Raw genomic sequence first — 20,586 nt, forward strand, 5'->3', positions numbered from 1 at the left:
AGTCTAGAGCGTCCCATTGCCCAAGGAATCCCCGTGACCGCAGGACAGGACAGGCCTTGGCCGCCCCAATCCATGGGCATGGCCCGCTTGACCACCATGGCCTTTCATGGCGAGAACATGGTGCCGTCGGCCATCTCGCTGCTGAAACGGAGCGAGGCCGATCACGGCGATTCCGCCGCCCTGCTCGACCTTGCCACCATCCATTTCCTGCTGGGGCACGAAGAAGCCGGGCTGACCTACCAGGAGCGCGCCCTGGCGCTCGATCAGGTCTATCGCGAGCAGACCAGCGCCGCCACCGACGACGACGACACGGTCCGGCTGCTGGCCTTCGCGGCGCCGGGCAACCTGATGTCCAACGTGCCCATCCAGTTCCTGCTCGAAGAGTCCGACATCCGCCTGGACCTGCTCTACGTGGTGCCCGGCGAGGATCTGCCCGAACGGGTGCCCGGCCACGACATGGCCATGGTCATCGTCGGGGAATCCGAGGCCAACCGCGAAATTCTCGAACGCATCTCCGCCTTCGCCGACCTGTGGCCCTGCCCGCCGGTCCTGAACGATCCGCGCAAGGTGCTGCAATTGTCCCGCGACGGGGTGAGCACCCTGCTGGCCGGGGCGCCGGGCATCCGCATCCCGGCAACCACCCGCATCGATCCGGAGGACCTGGCCCGCCTGGGCCGGGGTGAAATCGCGCTGTCCGACCTGCTGCCCGACGGCACCTTCCCGGTCATCACCCGGCCGGTGGATTCCCATGCCGGCAAGGGACTGGCCAAGCTGGACGCGCCGTCGACCATCGGCCTTTACCTCGCCGCCCATCCGGCCGAGGCCTATTACCTGTCCAGCTTCGTGGATTACCGCGGCGAAGGCGGAATGTTCCGCAAATACCGCATCGCCATGATCGACGGGCGGCCCTATGTCTGCCACATGGCGGTATCCAGCCACTGGATGATCCACTACCTCAACGCCGACATGCGCGAAAGCGCCGAGAAGCGCGCCGAGGAGGCCCGGGCCTTCGCCACCTTCGACGAGGAATTCGCCGCCCGCCACGCCGGCGCCTTCGCCGCCATGGCCGAACGCATCGGGCTCGACTATTTCGCCATGGATTGCGCCGAGACGCCGGACGGCCAGTTGCTGGTGTTCGAAGCCGACACCGCCATGATCGTCCACGCCATGGACCCGCCCGACATCTTCCCCTACAAGGCCCCGCAGATGCGCCGCATCTTCAAGGCCTTCCAGGACATGCTGCGGCGGATCAAGCAGTCCAAGACCGCCTGATCATGGACCTGGACGGGCCTACCGACCTTTGGCTCACCACCGGCGGCGACGAGCGGTTGCGGGTCGATCCCGACAGCGGGCTGAACCGCTACGGCTGCTCGCCCAAGCCCCGGCCCTGGGCCATCACCTTCGCGTCCACCACCGCCACCTCGGTGTCCGACGGTGCCTTCGCCCATGTGGAGGCCCTGCGCCGCCGTCTGGCCGACGCCGCCCGCTCCGGCCGCCTGGACGCGGAATACGCCGCCGCCATGGAGGAGGTGCGGACCGAAATTCCCCGCCAGTGCGGCATGGTGCCCGGCACCGAGGCCATCGTCACGCCATCGGGTACCGACGCCGAGTTCTACGCCCTGCATCTGGCCCTGGCCGCCGACCGCAGCCCGCTCACCAGCATCGTCATCGCGCCCAGGGAAACCGCCAGCAACGTGCTGCAGGCCGCCTCGGGCCGCCATTACAACGCCACCACCGCCATGGGCCACCATGTCGCCGTGGACGCGGCCGTGGACGAGGCCACCGCCGCCCGGGTGGAACTGGCCATCCTGCAGGTCCGCGACGAATCGGGACGCCCCTTGCCCGTGGCGGAGATCAACCGGGCGGCCGAGTCCCTGGTGGAGCGCGAGGTGGCGCGGGGCCGCCGGGTGCTGCTCCATCTGCTCGACACCTCCAAGACCGGGCTGGTGGCGCCCGGCGCCGATTTCACCGCCCTACTGGCCCAGCGTTTCGCCGGCCATCTGGACGTGGTGGTCGACGCCTCGCAGCTCCGCCTGTCCCGGCAAAGCGTCGCCGGCTATCTCGGCCACGGCTTCATGGTCATCGTCACCGGCTCGAAATTCTTCACCGGCCCGCCCTTCGCCGGCGCCCTGCTGGTGCCGCCCGCCATCGGCGGACGGGTGCTGCTGGGCCAGGCCGCCCTGCCCCAGGGCTACAACGCCTATACCGAACGCCATTGCTGGCCCGATGCCTGGGAGAACTGGTGCCGGCCCATGGGCGGCGAGCCCAATATCGGCCTGTTGATGCGCTGGTGGGCGGCGCTGTGGGAGATGGCCGCCTTCCACGCCGTGCCGCCGCCCGAGGCGCGGCGCATCCTGGAGCGTTTCCTCGCCTCGATCCGCGCCGCAATCGAGGCCGCGCCCCGCCTGCGTCTGCTTCCCTGCCCGGCTCCTAAGCGCGGCGAGGCGGCATCCTGGGACGGGCTGGCCACCATCCTCACCTTCACCGCCACGCCGCCCAAGGCCAAGGCGCCGCTGGGCATGGAGGATCTGCGCCGCCTTCATCTGTGGCTCAACCGCGACGTCTCGGCCCTGTTGCCGGACAATGCGCGGGAGCGGGACCGCCGCCTCGCCGCCCTGGCCTGCCATATCGGCCAGCCGGTGACGGTGGGCGAAGCCTTGAGCGGCCTGCGCCTTGCCGCTGGCGCCCGCCTGGTCTCCGGCGCCCGCCAGGCCATGCTGGCCGGACGTTCGGTGGAAGCCTTCCTCGACCTGGAAATCGCCGAGGCCAAGCTGGTGCTGGCCAAGCTGGACATGCTGCTGCGCCATTGGCGGCACCTGTCGCGAACCGCCTGACCGGCAGAGTTTGCCGGGTGAGCGGCATCCGGCAAAATAAACACTCAACATTTTCAATGCTCTACCAAATGGCACGGCCGTTGCTTGGATAATCCGCAAGGATTCTCTCTTCAGCGGGCGCTGCCTGCGCCCCGGAGCACAAGGCCATGAGCACCAACGCCGTATCCGCCCTGCCGACCGCCCTTGCCGGCCTGTTGAAGCAATACGCCAACCCGACCCAGAAGGGCGACGGCGCGACGACGGCGGCAACCGTCGCCAACGCGCTGGCCAGCCCGCTCAGCCTGGGGCGCGACGAGGCCTATTCCCTGTCGCTGGGCTCGGCCCAAAGCGGACAGGCCATGATGGGCTATACCCGCCTCGCCACGCTGGGCGCGCAGGTGGACAGCGACCTGCAGTCGGTGGCCGCCCACGCCACGGATTCGGGCGGCTCCGGTTCCGTTCAGGTGGAGGTGGGCCAGTTGGCCCAGGCCCAGACCGTGGTGACGTCCCTGTTCGGCGATCCCGATTCGGTGTCGCTGGGCACCGGCACCCTCAGCGTGCTGCTGGGCGAGCTGGACGGCGAGACCGGGGCCTTCAACGCCACGGGCGAGCCGGTGGAGATCGCCATCACCGGAGGCTCGCTCAACGACATCGCCAAATCCATCAACGACGCCGCAATCGGCCTGTCCGCCCAGGTGGTGGAATCGGGCGGCGGCTTTGAGCTGGAAATCAGCGGCAAGGATACCGGCGCGGCCAAGGCCTTCTCTCTGTCGGGCCTCGGCGAACTGGAATTCGACCCATCGCGGCCCAACCTCTCGCCGCTCACCATCACCAACGAGGCCCAGGACGCCGTCTACACCATCGACGGCACCGACTTCACCTGGCCGTCCAACACCGACGTGCCGGTCGCCTTCGGCACCACGGCGGCCTTCACCCAGACCGGATCGCAGAGCGTGCCGAAATCGTCGCTGACCGACACCGTGCAGACGATGATGAAATCCTTCAACGGGCTGCAGCAGGCCATCGTCGAGATGACCGGCGACAAGGGCGAGCTGGCGGCCAACGCCAATCTCGCCGCCGGCATGTTCAAGCGCATCGGCGACGCCGCCATGGCCAGCTATTCCACCGGCGGCGACGTCTCGACGCTGGCCGATATCGGCATCTCGGTGGAAAAGGACGGCACGCTTTCCATCGACCAGTCCGTCCTGGCCCAGGCGCTGGGCAAGGACCCGGCCGCCGTGCAGTCCCTGGTGGCCCAGGCCGCCAAGGGCATGGACGACGCCATTCGGCCCTATCTCGGCAACAAGGGCGCCATTTCGTCGCAGGTGACGGTGCTGGGCTCGCTGCTGGGCCGGGGCTCCAGCCTGCTCGACTATCTGGGCGGCGGCTCCAAGGCCGGCAGCGGCCTGGCCGGCAACGCCAACAGCCTGCTCGCCGCGCTGGGCTGATCCTCAAACAAACATCAACGGCCCCCTTCCTCGCGCCGGGAAGGGGGCCGTCGTCATTTGAGGGGTATTACTTGCCGGTCGCCGGGGCGGCCGGGGTGGCGGGGGTCGCAGGGGTGGCCGGGGTCGCCGGAGTGGCGGCATGCTCGGCCTTCTTGCCGTGGTCCTTGGCGTCCTTCTTGGCGTGGGCGGCGTCGCTCTTGCCCTTTTCCATCTTGGCGGCGGCGGCGCCGGTGGTCTGGCTGGTGGCGGCCGGGGCGGCGGGGACGGCGGTGGTGGTCGACGTGCTGCCCTGGGCCCAGGCGGCCACGGGGAGCAGCGAGGCGGCGACGAGGGCGGTGGCGAGGAAACGGGTGGCACGCATGGGAGGCTTCCTTTTCTATCTCGTTTCCGACGGCCGTCATGGCGCGTTCGGTAGACATAAAGGTCGCTCCCGCCCGTGGCGGAATAAGGGACGAATTGTGATTCTTTCAGGGCAGATCAGGGCAGTTGCGCCACAATCGCCACGGTGCCATGGTGGACGCAATCCTGACGCAACCCTTCGCCATGACGAGGCCCGCCATTTCCGCCGATTCCTGCCGTCTCTACCTGATCACGCCCCCGGTCATCGAAAAGCCCTTCGAATGGGTCAAGACCCTGGAAGCCACCCTCGATGCCGGCGACGTCGCCTGCCTGCAGATCCGCCTGAAGGGCCTGGACGACGATGCCATCGCCCGCGTGGTGGACGTGCTGCGCCCGCCCGCCCAGCGGCGTGGCGTGGCGGTGCTGTTGAACGACCGCCCCGACCTGGCCTTCGAGACGGGCTGCGACGGCGTGCATGTGGGCCAGTCCGACGCCTCCTACAAGGCGGCCCGCCAGGCGGTGGGCCCGGAAGGCATCGTTGGCATCACCTGCCACGATTCGAGGCACCTGGCCATGGAGGCCGGCGAGGCCGGGGCCGATTACGTGGCGTTCGGGGCCTTCTTCCCCACCGAGACCAAGGACGCCCCCACCCGCGCCGACATCCAGATTCTGGACTGGTGGCACGGCCTGTTCACCGTGCCCTGCGTCGCCATCGGCGGTATCACGGTGGAGAACTGCCGCCCCCTGGTGACGGCCGGCGCCGATTTCCTGGCGGTGTCGGGCGGCGTGTGGAACCACGCGGAAGGCCCCGAGGCGGCGGTGCGCGCCTTCGCCAAGATTCTGGCCGAAGGGGCTTGAGATGAAGCGGGTCTGCGTCTTCTGCGGCTCCAATTCCGGCGCCAATCCGGCCTATGCCGAGGCGGCGGTCCAGCTGGGCCGGCTGCTGGCCCAGCGCGGCCTCGCCCTGGTCTATGGCGGCGGCAACGTGGGCCTGATGGGCATCCTGGCCGACGCCGCCCTGGAGGCGGGCGGACAGGTGATCGGCGTCATCCCCGAATCCATGCTGAAATGGGAGGTGGGCCACCCCGCCCTCACCGAGCTGCGGGTGGTGGCCAGCATGCACGAGCGCAAGGCGACCATGGCCGAGCTGTCGGACGCCTTCATCGCCCTGCCCGGCGGCGTCGGCACGATGGAGGAGCTGTTCGAGATCTGGACCTGGGGCCAGCTGGGCCTGCACGCCAAGCCGCTGGGCTTCCTGGACGTGGCGGGCTATTTCGAGCGCCTGCACGCTTTCCTCGATCACATGGCCGATGAAGGCTTCGTCAAACCCCGCCACCGCCGCATGACTGCGGCCCATCACGACCCCGTCACCCTGCTCGCCCTGCTGGAAAGCTACCAGCCGCCGGAGACCATTCGCGTCATCGACCGCGAAACCGCGTGAAAGCCCGCTTGACAGGCCCGGCGGCGCGCCATATAAAGCGGCCCTTCCCCGGCGGTCCGCTCCGCCAAGGGAATACGGAGGCAAGCCTCCGATGGAAGAGATGGGCGATTAGCTCAGCGGGAGAGCACACCCTTCACACGGGAGTGATACGTTAAGGCAATCCGCCAGTTTGCGGGGAGCCAATCGGGACAGATTTCCGGACAAGTACCGGTTTTGCCCCAGTAGCGCCGTTGGACTTCCAACGGTTGAAGATGTAGATGGGCGATTAGCTCAGCGGGAGAGCACTCCCTTCACACGGGAGGGGTCACAAGTTCAATCCTTGTATCGCCCACCATCTACCTCTTATTTTTCAATGAGTTAGATCTACACGGCTTACGAAAACCGGACAATTTTTGTCCGGAAATTTCCGACATTATCGTCGAAAAGCGAGTTCGCATTCCGCTGCGGAAATCGTTTGCTCCCTGTCGGGGCATGGAAGCAAAAACTCAGAAGGTTAAACGGAATTAAGTGGCTACCGCCCTGGCCCACTCATCCGATTGCAGCCCCGACGGCAGTAGCCTCTTTCCCACCAATTCCCCGATTCTGCCAAAATCTGGCCGCTCCCTTCGGCCAATAGCGTCGCCATACTCCTTGGGCGAACCACTCTTCAATCTGCGCTTTAGAGCAATTCGCGATCACACTGGTTCATATCCGGCAGCCTTGAAGAAATTTCGGCACTCTTGAGGTTCGTAGAGATCGCAGATTCGGCCGATGGCGTCCCATAGGTCCTGAATGGTCCTGGCAGCCGTTTTTCTGAGGTGTGCCTTGAGCTTCGAGAAGGCCATTTCGATGGGATTGAGGTCGGGGGAATACGGCGGCAAGAACAGCATGAAGGCACCACGATCTTGGATGATCCGTTCTGCCCGAGGACTTTTGTGAGCTGAGAGATTGTCGAGGATCACGACGTCGCCCGGCTCCAGGGTTGGGGCCAGTTGGGTCTCGATATAGGCCTCGAACATCTTCCGGTTCATCGGGCAATTGATGACAAAGGGCGCCACCAAGCCATCATGACGCAGCCCGGCGATGAATGTTTCCGTCTTCCAATGTCCGAAGGGCACAGCGGCTTTCAACCGCGCCCCTTTGGGTGAGCGGCCCCGCAGACGGGTCATTTTGGTATTGGTTCCGGTCTCGTCGAGGAACACCAGGCGATGGGCCTGACGCCGCATCAGCGGTTGGCGGCCTTTAATCCACTCCTCGCGCAGCAACCGGACGTCCGGCCTCATCTGCTCGGACGCGACCAAAGTTTTTTTTATAGGTCAGCCCCTGTGCCCGGAGAAACCGGGCAAGGTTGGAAAGATGGATTTGAACGCCCCGCTCGGCCAGTTCTTTGGTTAAATCGGCCAGCGAGATATCCGGAACCTGCTTAACACGCAGCAGCACATAGGCCCGATGGTCGCCCAATTTACTGCGCCGATCACCGCCTTGCCGCTTTGGCGCCACCGTCCCACTCGACAGATATTGCGCCACATAGCGTACCGCCGAGCTCACCGAGATATTGAAGACACTGGCCGCCTGTCGGCGCGAATGGCCAGCCAGAACATATCGCGCAACACGGTCGCGCAGATCTACGGATAAAGGTCGAGTCATCGTGGGCCACCTCCACAGGAAGTGAATCACGATTAGCCGCGCCTGTGAATCTGGAGGGTTCTCTGAGGTCCGGCCGGTACGACGGCAGCCTCAAAGGAGCCGGACCTCTGAGAAGCCGGATTGAACGAAACCGCGGGACGCAGACGAGGTCTATGGGGATTTGGCCGTGGCGGTGGGTGCGCCGGGCGGCTGGGGCGGTGAGATGACGGCCGAGGGGGCGTTCACGGGCGCGGCGGCCAGGACCAAAATTGCGGCGGCGGTTGCCGTGAGGTGCCGATCGGCGGCAATCGCGCTGACCATGATGGGCGCCAGGACACGATGTGGGCGACCGAGCGCGATGCCGACGGCCAGCGTCGGTGCGAGCACGGTTCCCAAGAGCAGGCACGGTACGGCGGTCATGACGTGTCGATCCGGTAGGCGGCATGGCCGGCCGGTGATCGAGGGATGGCGCCGAGCGGCGCCATAGTGCCGCCGCAGCATGGGCAGCGGCGGAGGTCGTGGCCGGTGAGGCGGTGATGGCGGTCGCGGTAGTCGTCGGGCGTCCCCGCCGTGACCGTTGCCGGCGCCGGCACGGCCAGCAGGCGACGGCAGTTTTCCAGCTTGGCCGCCCGCTGGCCGTTGGCGAGGAATCCGTAATGACGGATGCGGTGGAAGCCGTCGGGCAAGACGTGGAGCAGGAAGCGGCGGATGAATTCGCCGGGCTGCAGCGTCATCACCTTCTGCTTGTCGTGATGACGATAGTCTTTCCAGCGGAAACGGACCGAGCCGTCCGCGATCTCGACCAGGCGGCTGTTGGCGATGGCAACGCGGTGGGTGTAGCGGCCGAGATAGGCCAGCACCTGCTCGGGGCCGCCGAATGGGCGTTTGGCGTAGACCACCCAGTCGGTTTTGCGCAGCGGCGCCAGATGGCGGGCAAAGGCGGCCGGCTCGGCGAGGGCTGCGAGGTCGGAGAAGAAGGCGAGCTTGCCCGCCAGGAACGCCGCCGTCATTTGGGCCAGAAACAAGCGGCGGAACAACCGGGACAGCACACGCACCGGCAGGAAGAAGCCCGGACGGCAGGCGACCCAGCGGCTTCCGTCCGGCGACAGGCCGCCGGCCGGCACCACGCAATGGAGATGGGGATGGTGCTGGAGCGCCTGTCCCCAGGTGTGCAGCACGGCGACGAAACCGGGTTCGGCGCCGAGATGCCTGGGATCGGCGGCGATGGTGCGCAGTGTCTCGGCTGTCGCCTTGAACAGGATGTCGTAGACCACCGCCTTGTTGTGGAAGGCAATGGCGGCGATCTCGGCCGGCACGGTGAAGACGACGTGGAAGTATGGCACCGGCAGCAACTCGGCTTGGCGGTCGGCCAGCCACTGGGCGCGTGCCAGCCCCTGGCATTTGGGACAATGCCGGTTGCGGCAGGAATTGTAGGCGATGCGCACCAGCCCGCACGCACCACAGGACTCGCTATGGCCGCCCAATTGCGCCGTTCGGCAAGCCTCGATGGCGGCCATCACCCGGCGGCGGCCGCGGTCGAGATGTCCATCCTGGGCAGCCCGCCATGCACTGCCGAAGCGGCGGAACACGTCCGCCACCTCCAGTCCCCCGGCCATGGCTGCCATCTCAGGACGGCGGCACCACCATCAGGTCGAGGCCGTCGAGTGGGCTGGTCGTCTTGGCGATCATTGCGTTGGAGACCTGGGTGTAGCGGGCCGTGGTCGACAGATTGTTGTGGCCGAGCAGCACCTGAATGATGCGGATGTCGGTGCCCGCTTCCAGCAGATGGGTGGCAAAGCTGTGGCGCAGGGTATGAACGGTGACGCACTTGTCGATCCCGGCGGCGGCACAGGCCGAGCGGCACGCGCAATTCAGCACATTCGGCTCGATCGGCTTGTCCTCGCGGCCGGGAAACAGCCAATGCCCGGGCCGCGCCAGCCGCCAATAGGTGCGCAGGATGCCGAGCAACTGCGCCGACAACATGACGTAGCGGTCCTTGCGCCCCTTGCCCTGCTCGACCCGGATCACCATCCGGCCGCTGTCGATGTCGGCCAGCTTGAGCGCCACCACCTCTGATACTCGCAGCCCGGCGGCATAGGCCGTGGTCAGCGCCGTGCGGTTCTTCAGGCTGGGCACCGCCTCCAGGAAGCGCACCACCTCGTCGGCGCTCAATACTACTGGCAACCGCCGCGGCTGGCGGGCATAGGTGATCCGCTCCGGGGTCTCGGGGCACCGCAGCGTCACCCCGTAGAAGAACCGCAGCGCCGCCACAAACTGGTTGAGGCTGGCCCACGAAATCCCCTGCGACACCAAGTGGACCTGCCACGTGCGCACGTCTTCAAGGTCGAGCCGATCCGGCGATCGATTGAAGAAGCGGCTGAACTTCGAAACCGCATGAAGGTAGGATCGTTGCGTCGCCGGCGAAAGATTGCGGACCGTCATGTCCTCGATCATGCGGCGACGCAAAGGGCTCAATTCGGCCATCGGGGGCCTCCTGTCTGTAGGGGGGGGCGTGGAAAACCAACCTTCTCAGACAGGAGCCTTCGCCGTCCCCTCAGGCTCCAATACCGCGCCAGCGGTTTCGTTCAATCCCCTGCGATTCCGTTAGATCGCGAACCGCTCTAGCATATCGAGCGCCCGCAAGATTATCTGAGACCTATGGCACGGAAGTTTGGCTTAGACGAACCCCAGTTCCTCCGCCAGCAACCTCTCCATCTTCTAAGAATTTAACCCCCATCGCCTCCATTGCCTCCTGAAGATCTCGGAGCGTCCGATCGTAGGGGCGGCGAGCCCCACGCTCAAAATCAGCAATGGTCTTCTTGTTCACTTTTGATGCCGCAGCAAGTTCATCTTGCGCCCATCCCAAGAGCGCTCTCGCGGCTCGACACTGCGCAGAATCCATTTTATTACCCAACCTTCCATTATTTATGTTGTCCTTGGCGCTCGAACCTGCCATTATAAATGCAAGGTTATCACGCGGCGAGGCAATGACAAATAATGTCTCGCGCCACTGGAAGCAGGAGCAACCCAGATGAAATCTGTTACCGAACCCTGGCTCAGCCGTCGCCCGGACCTTTGGCTGCCGGACATTTTGCATAAGACTGCCACGGGCGGCCTTCGGGCTGGGTGTGATGCTCAATTGCTTGCCATCTGCCTCACCACTGGGGTGATCCGGTTCGCTCCTTTCGCCATTCCTTGCCCAGTTGGCATCGATGACGCCGAACTGCCCGCCGTGCGCAGACAGGAAGGCCCACATCACCGTCGCCTACGCCTCCTCGGCTTGTCGCTGGCCCAAGCCATTGATCCGCAGTCATTGATCATCGAAGAACACCGCGCACCAATTCGTGATTCCCACACGTTCGTTGACGTCTATGCCGAAAGTCGGTTCGGCCGATTGGCAATCGAACTGGGCGCGCGGGACGGACGCGACATCCCGCCTTTGTTGCGGTGCGTCGTGGACCATGTGCTGGTCCTGCCATTTTCTGGCTGGAGCGGCGGCACTTTTCTTGGTGGACACTTTTTCCGCCCTGACTCCCGACCATTGGCTAGGCCCTCATTCGAGGCCATGACCGATGCTTTCGAACACTAGACCACCACAATTACCCAAACCCACTAATCAAGGAACCTACACTATGTTTATCCCTGCTGACCGCCCCGTCTCCGCCGATATTCTCCTGTCGGCGATCGACAACCTGCATCTGCCGTCGCCGATCAAGTTCGGCATTTTCGGCCTCTCTCAAAACGCTGTTGGTCGGCTGAGATCGGCGATCCGTGCCGCCAGGGCGACATCGCCCAGGGTGGAGACGGCCACGGTGCAATTAGCACCATGGCACAGCACGAAGTAATCACCAGGAACCGGCGGCCAACCCTCCCGGACCTCGAAGCCGCAGGCGGCATGGAGGTCGATCTGTGGGAACGCCTGGGCCAGGGCATTGGAGGCCACCGCCGGATAGCAGTGGGAACAGCCGAGGCAAGGATACGCGACGGCCTCCATCTGCTACCGCCCCGCCCGAGCCTCTTCGGCCAAGGTCATCGCTTCACTGGGCAGGTTTGCCACCACCGCCAGACCGTCAAGAAATTCGACAAGACAGCCACATTTCCGGCACTTGGCAAGACTGATGGCCGTCTCCAACTCGTGACGAATGGTTTTCACGGCAGCCTGCATCAAACGCTCCTGTTTGCTTCGCAAATTCGTCGCCCCTCATTGCGAAGCTTCAAAAGGTAGCCCGGCACCCGGAGGCCATGTCGCCAAGTCAGACTCACAGGTGCTGTGATCAATTGCCATGAACCAGTGGCTTAGTATCGGCATAAATGGAGCGATCAATTGCTGTTAAGGCCGCTCCACTTAGCAACTAGCGAAAAGCTCATCGCCAGCGATGTCATTCGAAAGAGGCCAGAAACATAGCCCAAAATATTTTAGTCTCTGTTTCTGGCCTTCCAACTCTTGATTAGTGCCCCATGCCCGCGTGATGGCTCATCATCAGAGCGTCGGCAGTCTTTTTTTGCTCTGGGGTCAGTGTGTCGTAGAAGCCGGTCATGGCGGGGATCACCTTACCCATGACGCTGACACGCACCTCCATCATCTTGCGCATACGCTCCATATGGGTCGGGAGTGTGGTCGCGGGGGGCTGGGCAACGATCTCGGCACAGACCTTCTTCATGGGTTCGTGAGCCGCCTTCATGGTTTCTTTCAGCTTGGAAAAAGCCACCTTCTGAGACTCGCCCAACCCCAGCTTTACCTCAGCATAGGCCAGATGGCCCGCCATCTTGGCGTCCATGTCACCGCACATGACCTGCATGTGGTCCGGCGTGACTGGATTGGTCGCCATATGAGCCATATGATCCATATGATCAGCGGCACGGGCGGCACCAGTCGCGGCCATTACAACAGCCATAGCAACGGCGCAGCAGGAAAGAATCTTCATAGTGCTACCTCCAGGGGGGAATTCATCCTTAGCATTATAGAACCCTAATGTAGATGGTGGAACCACCATTTCTGCGCACTTGGAACAGCCGCTACGCCTTCGCCAATGGAAACTCGAACCCCAGCGCCTGGCCGGCCACGTCACGGTTGGCGGTTGCACGATCCATAGCCGATGTGGAATTGATCCTCGATGGCGTGTCGTTGGTCATTCACGGCGTTCAAGTTCGCGCCGATGCCAGCAAGACCGAGATCACCCTTCCCAATTATCGAGCGCCCGACGGTTCATGGAAGGCCGCCGTGACGCTGCCCAACGAGGTGCTTGGGCCAATGGGGCGACGCTGTGATTGCAGCGGCCATGGAAGCTGGCTTGCTGGTGGAGAAAGCCGCGGTCGTGTAACACGTCAGTCGGTCACGCGCATTGGATCGGCAAGGTAAAGAAAAAGCTGCTTCCTTCACCGACCGTTGATCGCAGCCAGATACGACCACCATGCTGCTCAGCGACCTTCTTACATACAGACAAGCCAATGCCTGTTCCGTCAAATTTTTCGCGTGTGTGCAGCCGCTGAAAAATCAGGAAGATACGGTCAAAATAGTCCGAACCAATGCCAATTCCATTATCAGACACTGAGAATTGCCAAAACTCGCCCTGTCGCTGGCAGGTAATTTCTACAACTGGCTTCCGCCCCTCGGCGCGGAACTTGATCGCATTTCCAATCAAATTCTGGAACACCCGTGTAATCTCGTCTTTTGAGCAGACGATGACAGGTAGGTCGGAACATATTCTGACATCCGCCTCCGCCTCTTCAATGGAGGTATGGAGAACATGAACAGCCTGGGCAACAAGGTCAGCAATGGAATTTGGCTGCAATGGATCGGCAACGCGACCGATCCGCGAGAAGCTAAGCAAGTCCTGAACCAAGGCGTCCATGCGCTTGGCCCCATCTTCGGCGAAATCCAGAAACTCATGAGCTTCGGCATTGAGCGAGCTGCCATAGCGACGATCCAGCAGTGACATGTAACTGCTCACCATGCGCAAAGGTTCGCGGAGGTCATGGGACGCGACATAGGCAAATTGCTCGAGATCTGTGTTTGTGCGCTTCAAGTCCGCGTTTAAAGCTTCCAACTCAGTGCTTCTGGTTTCCAATGCCTTTCGGTCCTGCTGTCCTTTCATGAACAACACAGCCACCAATGCGCCATCAGATGAAAGACTTATTATGTAGAAGTAGTAATTTGATAGATGCGTCCTGGAGATATCGTCAGAAAAAAAGCCGAGGCCATATATCGCCCCAATGAATGCCTGTGCCGCTGCTACGGTTATGGTGATCGTCGTGCCAATTGGGCCCAAACGCAGGGCTGCCAAGGTCACAAACAGAAACATCCAATATCCGCGAGCAACCTGACCGACTGTCCCATGAAGCCAATCGAGAAAAATTACCTGCCCAAATAACAATGATAGGCCAATGATCAGTGGGCCTTCCCACAAGCCTTGCTTTGTCCTTTCAATATTGGGCCATTCTCGCGCGGCGAGCAGGGGCAGCATTGTGATAATGAACCCGAAGGCGGCTCCAGCCGTCCGATGGACAGCATCTTGAGAAGCGGCTTCCAAAAATCCAACTTGCACCTGAAGGGTGCTGATGGCGGCCACGGAGAGCCCCATGAGCAAGCCGACCCCATAAAGCCGAAGGTAATCTGCGACATTGCTGAAGGTCAGTGCCGCACCACCCGTGCGCCTGTAAATCCAAGCGCCCATGAAGAGTACCAAGCCGTAGCGCCCTCCATCTACGAACATGGAAGCGCTTGCGTCTTGTAGCCAGCGTCCAAGGACCACCCCAATGACTGCCAAGGTAATTACGCCATATCCGTGACGCATGGTCAGAAAGACCGCTGGACCGAGCAGCAGCCACGGAAAGCGCATTACATCATTGGTGCCGAAGACTTTGATGACCAATATGGACGCCAATCCATAGGCCAGCATCAAGAGCGCGCCATCACGCAAGAATGCTCTGCTGATGGTCACAGCCTCATCCTGACAAGCGTCATTGGGATAGCCAGATTATCCCTCAAGAAGATGTCCCGCTATGTCTTTCGTCAAGGCAGCAGGGTCAAGAGGGGAAACTATATGCGGCAGTTTCAAATCACAGGCCATCCACAGCAGCCTTCATCATCTGGTCGTTGGCCTCGATATAGCGCTGGGCGGTCAATAGGTGACGATGACCAGCCTGCGCGTAAATTTAACCGAATTACGGGCAAAGGGTGCTCGCCGAGGTGCGATCCCGATGGGGGATGCTGTGATTGCAGCGGCCATGGAAGCTGGCTTGCTGGTGAAGAAGGCGGCTGTCGTGTAACACGACAGCTCCCCACGTCTCCGTAGTTGCTACGGATGCAAATCCGATCTGTATTGGATCAGCACACCTCATTCCGTTGCTTCTTCGAGATTCAAGCCCAACAAATAGCAGATCAATCTCCTCTTAACTCCATGAGCCTGAAGAACTGTCTCTCCAATTTGGCGGCAGCCGTCGCCTCACACCGATCCTTCGCAGGCCAATAAGCCTTGATGTCAGCTTTGCCGCGCTTGACGTAACAAACCATATCATAACTCCGCACCTACTTAATGTGGCACTGAGCTCTGAAAAGGTCTATGTGGCCGCATTCAAGGCAGAGTGTTTTCTGCGCAACTGACCGTATACGGCAGACTTCCATTGAATATTTTAGACAATCAATTTCGGTGAAATAGACGTGCTTCCTGAATTATAACAACGGGACAACATCTGCTTAACTTCCGGCGAGTAGGCAGAATTACTCAGACTGCCACAAAAGGCGGTTTGCTAGAGCATATTTCCACCTGAATGAAACGCAGGGGATTTGGTTGCAGGGACACGCCTTGGCTTATACCGAACTCGGATTTCCCCCGCCCTTCCCCCACCCCAACACCATCGGCAAAAACGGCAAGATCACACCTGAAACAAGGCAGGATTACCCCGGCACTGCGGTTGACGACTGTAGTACCCCCAACAGCCGTCATTCGGGGTGACGGACTGCTACGGCCCCGTTGTGCCATTTGCGGTCATCCACGATCCCTATGAACAAGCCCCACTTGGTTCTGCCTGCCAACTTAGCAGCCTCCTTGGTGGCAATGAGTTACTACTGCGAGTTGTGTCCGGGACTCCAATGAGCAACCACCACATTTCCCGTGCCTAATCCAAAATTTCAACTTTACAAAATCTCGAAGAGGCAGTGTCAAACGGGACTAGTGTGAAAAAAATATTTCAATAAAGTTGTTATGGACAGCAGCTCCCTTGTTCGGTCGCCATCAATGGAAATCACACATAAAAAAATTGATATCGGCCTCATTTTATACATGAAGGTGTGCGGCGCTGTATATTCGACTATAGTCACAGATTCCGCAGCCGCGTCACTCATTCGACTAAAAACACAAGCATCGCATGTGCCATCTGGGGCTATTTATATGGTGCCAGAATCCTGCAAGTCGGCAATGATTGAGTTGGCTGCCGGGAGCGCATGGAGAAAAGAATATTCGTTAAAATATATTCTTAAAAATTGCAATATTAATTAATTTGCACTAGCCACAACAATATGCGCAGCCATTTTATTTATATATTTTAAAATATTGTTATGCTGCTTTGCAGATTAAGCATGACCTAATGCTAGAATCGAAAGCGATCTGCGAGGGATAGTGCATTTTGAAATAGGGAATTCTGCCAATGGAAGGGCCAGTTCTCATAGTCGACGACGATGCCAATTTGCTGCTGTCGCTGCGTCGCCAATTTGTCGGTAAATTTAACCTAGCAACGGCCCAAGGCGGGCCGGAAGCCATTGAGTTGGTGCGAACAGCTCAAGATCGAAACGCGTCTTTTGCCGTCGTCGTCTGCGACATGCGGATGCCTGAAATGGATGGGCTTCAGACACTAGCCCATATTCACGAAATTTCGCCCCAAACCATCTTGTTGATGTTGACGGGAAATTCAGACCAGCAGACAACGATCAACGCCATCAACAGTGGCCATATTTTCAGGTTCTATAACAAGCCATGTCCAATTCCGATTCTCGAAAGCGGAATAAGCGAGGCCATCACAAAATTCAAAATGCTTCAAGCAGAACACGAGATTCTGGAAAAGACCCTGGCAGGTAGCATCAAGGTTCTCATCGATCTCGTATCTTCTACTAATCCAGTCATATCAAGTCATGCAAGACGGATACGTGACTATGCCAGGAAGCTGACCTCTGATGGCCAGTTCCCCCGTCACTGGCAGTTGGAAATTGCAGCGTCCCTTGCATTGATCGGCCAGCTATCGCTCCCAGTCGAATTGGTTCAAAAGCGGCACGCTGGCCGATCCATGAGCGTTGATGAACAATCAACGTTGGCCAGTGCCCCGGAAATAGCCAGCAACCTCATCACCAATATTCCGCGCTTGGGGAAGGTAGCCGAATCCATTTACCTCCAGGATCGTGGATTTGACGGTAGCGGCTTCCCTGACGGCGGCCCTGTTGGAGCGGATATTCCTCGGGATGCACGGATCCTCAAGGTGCTTAAAGACCTCAGCGAGGCCGTCGATGAGATTGGCGCGCCCAACGAAAAATCTTTTGCCCTTCTAGAGGGCAAGAAGGCGCAATACGACCCCGATATCTTTGATAAAATCCGTAAATGTCTTGAAGTGCCTCTGGCGGAGGGCCAAAACTCTTCCGATGACGATCGCAATCCGACTGCCGATGGCATAGACAGACCGGTAGATGAAGGCTCCGGATCTTCCTTACCAATCAAAAATAAAGCTGCCCGCAATATATCCGGAATCAGCTCTTTTCCCACGACAGAGACCGGCCGCAAAGCCTCATTATCTAGAAAGCGTCGGCGCCACCGCATAATCGCCGTCACTATTGCTTCTATTTTTCTTACCGCCATAGGAAGCATAGCAATCTTGTACGACAAGAGATCATCACCGCCGCTCAACGAGGTCAGTGCATCCGAATTAATCTTGCAAATGCAAATGGCTGCGAAAGGTGATGTTGCTGCTGCGAGCAATGTTTACGGTGGAAAGTTGTTGGTCAAGGACGGCCATATCCAAGTAGATAGTATTCCGCGATCAGCCTGTATTCAGGTCAGTTGGAAGCTTATTAAGACCGGAATGCTTAGCATCAACGGGCTGGTTGCCCAGCGAGTTACAGGCACTTCCATATCAAAGCAGTGCGACTCCCAGAACGCGAACATTTTAGCGTGGACTCCCTACCAGGCCAACGAGAAAGCCGAGGAGGAATGAGGACAAGCCCCCGTCTTTCAATCATTGATTTTCCAACGGTGGAAATCTATGCCACCGGGAGCCGGATTGTGAATACGGCTCCTTCCTCCTTCGAATCTCCGACGATAATTTGGCCGCCGTGCTTAACGACAACTACGTCATAGCAAATTGCCAGCCCCTGACCTGTACCCTTTCCCACGTCCTTGGTGGTGAAGAAAGGGTCAAAAATCCGGTCCTTGATGTCGTCCGGTACACCCGTACCACTGTCGGAAATGCGGACTTCGACAAAATCCCCGAGACTAAGAGTTTCGACGGTAATTTTGCCTGGTTTAAGCCTTCCTGATTCATCGATGGCGTGGGCCGCATTGATGATGAGATTTAAAAACACCTGATTCATCTCGCCGGGATGACAATTAACTCTTGGCAGTTTAGGGTCAAGTCTGGTCTCTAGGTCTGCAATATGTTTCCACGTGTTCCGTGAAACCGTTACGGTATTTTCTAAGGCACGATTGAGATCGACCACTGATTTTTGGGTCGTTCCTGGGTGGGAAAACTCTTTCATGGACAATACGATTCTTGCAACCTGCGCCACTCCCTCCAACGACTGGGAAATTGCGGGGGGCAGCTCATTTATCAAAAAGTCTAGATTGGCCTGTTTAACGCGCTCAAAATACTCCAGGACAAGCGCATCCCGGCTGGAGTAACGCTCCAAATCACTGGCCACTTTCCGTGCCTCGTCCAGAAGGGGGAGAATGTTTTTGGAGGCGTCTTGAATGAAGCTGAGATTGTCGCCGATATACTGGATCGGGGTGTTGATCTCGTGAGCAATACCTGCCGCCAATTGTCCGACACTGGCTAGGCGAGACGCCTGCAAAGCCTCACGCTGGGCTTCCTTGAGAGCGGCAGTCCGTTCCGTTACCAGATGCTCCAGCTCGGCATGCTGGTCGGCCCGGATACGTTCATATTGGCGTCGCTGGGTTAGATCGCCGACGGTTGCCACCACCATCGTCAGACCATCCACCGCCACCCGACTGGCAGTAATCAAGGCGGGAAAGCGGCTCGCATCAAAACGAACAGCCTCGATCTCCACACCTCCCGCCCCCACTATGCCTTCGAACGGGACCAACTGATTTACATCAGACCCAATAGCTCTGCTGGCCGGAACACCGAAAATGCGTTCGGCGGCATTATTGAACGATACAATTCTGCCTTGATCATCCAGCGACAAGATAGCTTCCGCCGAATTGTCGATGACCGCTTCCAACCGCCGCTCGCTTTGCCGAAGCGCTGCTTCGCGACTGCCGACGGCGTCACGCATGATCTGAAAGGCGCGAACCAACTTTCCGACCTCGTCGCCGGACGACATGGGTAAGGCGACATCGTAACTGCCTTCCGAAAGAAGGTGGCTGGCCTTGGCCAGCTTTTTCATCGGCCGGACTACCGAGTTGTTTTGAAGCCACACCACGGCCAAGGTTCCAAGCAACAAGATCAGCGCGACCATAAGTTCAAGCTGCTGCAAAACGGCAAAGGCAGGGGCCACTAGGCTATTTTCCTCAAGATCGACCGTGAGCATTCCCAGTGACCGCCCCGCCCAATCCAGCGGAACGCTAAGCCGGGTCATCGCCTCACTCCGCTCTGGCCTACCCAGGGGATAGAGCTGCCTTCCCGCTGGGGTCGTCAGGGTTAATGACCTCCACCAGGGATGGTTTTGCCTAACTTCGGAGAGCGTCTCATAAATCTTGGCCAGATCGCTGGCTAGAAGGTCCGGAACGATGGCCAGACCGACCAGGGTCAACGCGCGCTTCTCTCCATTCACCCGTTCCACCACCAGAATCTGCTTCAATGAGGCGAAGGCAATGAAATGCATGACCGCAAGTACGCTGCCTGCGACGAGGAGCAGAGGAACGAGAAGCTTGACGCGAATGTTCATTGGTCGACGTAAAACGCCTCCAGCCCAAGATGACGTAAGGTCTCATACTCCTGATCTCTGGCGGGCCCGACCGACTTGATCGGGATATCGGCGAGAAGCCTCGCCCCGTGACGATCCCGTCCGAGTTCCAGCAATGCCTTCTGGATACGAAGGACGTCTGCGGGGGGAACCCGCGGGTGAGCCGCCAGCGGATGCGGTGGAAAGCGTTCTGTTTCGTGAATGATGGTTAAGCCATCTCGGATTTCCGGCTTTAGCTGATCGAAGGTCGCACGGATTCCCCCCGCCGCATCCGTCTGGCCCAGTAAGACGTTCAAATAGGCCGAATCATGGGACTTTACATAGACCTCGGAGATTTTGATATGGAACTTGCGGACGAATTCGGCGCGTGGGATCAATGAAGCTCCCATGGCATTGGGCGCAGGGAACGCAACTTTACGGCCATCCAGCATCGCCACATTGATCAGGCCAGTGCCTTTCGCCACAACAACGACACCATACAGATCGTTTTCCACATCGCGGACAATTGGCTGATATCCCTGGAGGCGATGGGCGACCACGTAATGATAGGGGTTCATATAGGCGAAGTCATAAGCCCCGGCATTGAGGGCTTTTTCAAAGGCAGGTATGGTCGGCTCCATCACTAGTTGAAAGTGAAACCCGGTCATGGGTTCAAGCCGTTCGATAATTGGACGCCAAATGGCCTCGATGCGCCGATGATCGAACTGAGGCACGATCGAGATACTGTATGTCGGAGTATCGCCTGCCCGAGCTTCCGAATACCAGGCCGTCACGGCGAACATCAAGATGGCAACTGCTTTGCGATAACCCGGCATA

20 protein-coding genes and 1 tRNA gene are annotated in these 20,586 nt (G+C 59.9%); 9 read left to right on the forward strand and 12 right to left on the reverse strand.

Translation table 11 applies throughout. The features are described from left to right. Positions 1-33 precede the first annotated feature (33 nt). The 3 genes from XM1_RS17175 (at position 34) to fliD (ending at position 4,261) form a co-directional block, all read left to right on the forward strand. Positions 34-1,272 (forward strand): RimK family alpha-L-glutamate ligase, encoded by a 1,239-nt coding sequence (locus XM1_RS17175; RefSeq protein WP_231920563.1) that lies wholly within the window; start codon positions 34-36, stop codon positions 1,270-1,272. 2 nt (positions 1,273-1,274) lie between these two features. Next, positions 1,275-2,834 carry a hypothetical protein gene (locus tag XM1_RS17180; RefSeq protein ID WP_068435637.1) on the forward strand — a complete coding sequence of 520 codons (1,560 nt, stop codon included), beginning with the start codon at positions 1,275-1,277 and terminating at the stop codon, positions 2,832-2,834. 146 nt (positions 2,835-2,980) lie between these two features. Continuing rightward, the gene (gene fliD, locus XM1_RS17185; RefSeq protein ID WP_068435639.1) at positions 2,981-4,261 is read left to right on the forward strand and encodes a flagellar filament capping protein FliD; all 1,281 of its coding nucleotides are present in this window, start codon (positions 2,981-2,983) and stop codon (positions 4,259-4,261) included. A gap of 67 nt (positions 4,262-4,328) precedes the next feature. On the opposite strand, the gene XM1_RS17190 is transcribed toward fliD, so the two are convergent. Beyond that, positions 4,329-4,622: a hypothetical protein gene (locus XM1_RS17190; protein WP_068435641.1), complete on the reverse strand. Its 294-nt coding sequence runs from the start codon at positions 4,620-4,622 to the stop codon at positions 4,329-4,331. Positions 4,623-4,804: 182 nt separating this feature from the next. Between XM1_RS17190 and thiE the strand changes: the two genes are divergently transcribed. The 3 genes from thiE to XM1_RS17205 all read left to right on the forward strand — a co-directional run bounded on the left by thiE (position 4,805) and on the right by XM1_RS17205 (position 6,375). Continuing rightward, positions 4,805-5,458 carry a thiamine phosphate synthase gene (gene thiE, locus XM1_RS17195; protein WP_156428871.1) on the forward strand — a complete coding sequence of 218 codons (654 nt, stop codon included), beginning with the start codon at positions 4,805-4,807 and terminating at the stop codon, positions 5,456-5,458. A 1-nt stretch (position 5,459) separates the two neighbouring features. Next, positions 5,460-6,041, forward strand: coding sequence for a TIGR00730 family Rossman fold protein (locus XM1_RS17200; protein ID WP_068435643.1), 582 nt, complete (start codon positions 5,460-5,462; stop codon positions 6,039-6,041). A gap of 259 nt (positions 6,042-6,300) precedes the next feature. Beyond that, a tRNA-Val gene (locus tag XM1_RS17205) sits at positions 6,301-6,375 on the forward strand. A gap of 340 nt (positions 6,376-6,715) precedes the next feature. Here XM1_RS17205 and XM1_RS23530 read toward each other — a convergent pair. The 5 genes from XM1_RS23530 to XM1_RS25315 all read right to left on the reverse strand — a co-directional run bounded on the left by XM1_RS23530 (position 6,716) and on the right by XM1_RS25315 (position 10,743). Continuing rightward, positions 6,716-7,667 (reverse strand): IS630 family transposase gene (locus XM1_RS23530; protein WP_156428594.1). Its coding sequence is split into 2 segments (ribosomal slippage): positions 6,716-7,331 and positions 7,330-7,667, totalling 954 coding nucleotides; the frame shifts between segments, so codons are not numbered across the junction. 150 nt (positions 7,668-7,817) lie between these two features. Further along, the gene (locus XM1_RS17215; RefSeq protein ID WP_068428062.1) at positions 7,818-8,066 is read right to left on the reverse strand and encodes a hypothetical protein; all 249 of its coding nucleotides are present in this window, start codon (positions 8,064-8,066) and stop codon (positions 7,818-7,820) included. Then, positions 8,063-9,271: an IS91 family transposase gene (locus XM1_RS17220; RefSeq protein ID WP_369815998.1), complete on the reverse strand. Its 1,209-nt coding sequence runs from the start codon at positions 9,269-9,271 to the stop codon at positions 8,063-8,065. The genes XM1_RS17215 and XM1_RS17220 overlap by 4 nt, the downstream gene beginning before the upstream one ends. A 1-nt stretch (position 9,272) precedes the next feature. Then, positions 9,273-10,130 (reverse strand): tyrosine-type recombinase/integrase, encoded by an 858-nt coding sequence (locus XM1_RS17225; protein ID WP_068428055.1) that lies wholly within the window; start codon positions 10,128-10,130, stop codon positions 9,273-9,275. A 172-nt stretch (positions 10,131-10,302) separates the two neighbouring features. Continuing rightward, positions 10,303-10,743, reverse strand: a complete 441-nt coding sequence (locus tag XM1_RS25315; protein ID WP_369816053.1) for a multiprotein-bridging factor 1 family protein — start codon at positions 10,741-10,743, stop codon at positions 10,303-10,305. On the opposite strand from XM1_RS25315, the gene XM1_RS24590 reads away from it, so the two are divergent. Then, the gene (locus XM1_RS24590; RefSeq protein ID WP_068435645.1) at positions 10,678-11,235 is read left to right on the forward strand and encodes a hypothetical protein; all 558 of its coding nucleotides are present in this window, start codon (positions 10,678-10,680) and stop codon (positions 11,233-11,235) included. The genes XM1_RS25315 and XM1_RS24590 overlap by 66 nt on opposite strands. A 147-nt stretch (positions 11,236-11,382) precedes the next feature. On the opposite strand, the gene XM1_RS24210 is transcribed toward XM1_RS24590, so the two are convergent. The 4 genes from XM1_RS24210 to XM1_RS17245 form a co-directional block, all read right to left on the reverse strand. Continuing rightward, complete coding sequence (locus XM1_RS24210; RefSeq protein ID WP_156428768.1) at positions 11,383-11,640, reverse strand: hypothetical protein; 258 nt, start codon at positions 11,638-11,640, stop codon at positions 11,383-11,385. A gap of 3 nt (positions 11,641-11,643) precedes the next feature. Then, the gene (locus XM1_RS24215; protein WP_156428769.1) at positions 11,644-11,811 is read right to left on the reverse strand and encodes a hypothetical protein; all 168 of its coding nucleotides are present in this window, start codon (positions 11,809-11,811) and stop codon (positions 11,644-11,646) included. Positions 11,812-12,094: 283 nt separating this feature from the next. Continuing rightward, on the reverse strand, positions 12,095-12,571 hold the full coding sequence (locus tag XM1_RS17240; RefSeq protein ID WP_068435649.1) for a Spy/CpxP family protein refolding chaperone: 477 nt from the start codon (positions 12,569-12,571) through the stop codon (positions 12,095-12,097). A gap of 408 nt (positions 12,572-12,979) precedes the next feature. Further along, positions 12,980-14,587, reverse strand: coding sequence for an ATP-binding protein (locus tag XM1_RS17245; protein WP_068435658.1), 1,608 nt, complete (start codon positions 14,585-14,587; stop codon positions 12,980-12,982). Between the two features lie 193 nt (positions 14,588-14,780). Between XM1_RS17245 and XM1_RS25165 the strand changes: the two genes are divergently transcribed. Together XM1_RS25165 and XM1_RS17250 are read left to right on the forward strand one after the other, a co-directional pair. Further along, complete coding sequence (locus tag XM1_RS25165; protein WP_255360603.1) at positions 14,781-14,915, forward strand: hypothetical protein; 135 nt, start codon at positions 14,781-14,783, stop codon at positions 14,913-14,915. Positions 14,916-16,292: 1,377 nt separating this feature from the next. Beyond that, positions 16,293-17,843, forward strand: a complete 1,551-nt coding sequence (locus tag XM1_RS17250; RefSeq protein ID WP_068435660.1) for an HD domain-containing phosphohydrolase — start codon at positions 16,293-16,295, stop codon at positions 17,841-17,843. Positions 17,844-17,889: 46 nt separating this feature from the next. On the opposite strand, the gene XM1_RS17255 is transcribed toward XM1_RS17250, so the two are convergent. Next, positions 17,890-19,752, reverse strand: a complete 1,863-nt coding sequence (locus XM1_RS17255) for an ATP-binding protein (RefSeq protein WP_068435662.1) — start codon at positions 19,750-19,752, stop codon at positions 17,890-17,892. Then, positions 19,749-20,585: a phosphate/phosphite/phosphonate ABC transporter substrate-binding protein gene (locus tag XM1_RS17260; protein ID WP_068435664.1), complete on the reverse strand. Its 837-nt coding sequence runs from the start codon at positions 20,583-20,585 to the stop codon at positions 19,749-19,751. The genes XM1_RS17255 and XM1_RS17260 overlap by 4 nt, the downstream gene beginning before the upstream one ends. Position 20,586: the final 1 nt, after the last annotated feature.

Source organism: Magnetospirillum sp. XM-1 (assembly GCF_001511835.1).
In the GTDB taxonomy this organism is placed as follows: Bacteria; Pseudomonadota; Alphaproteobacteria; order Rhodospirillales; family Magnetospirillaceae; genus Phaeospirillum.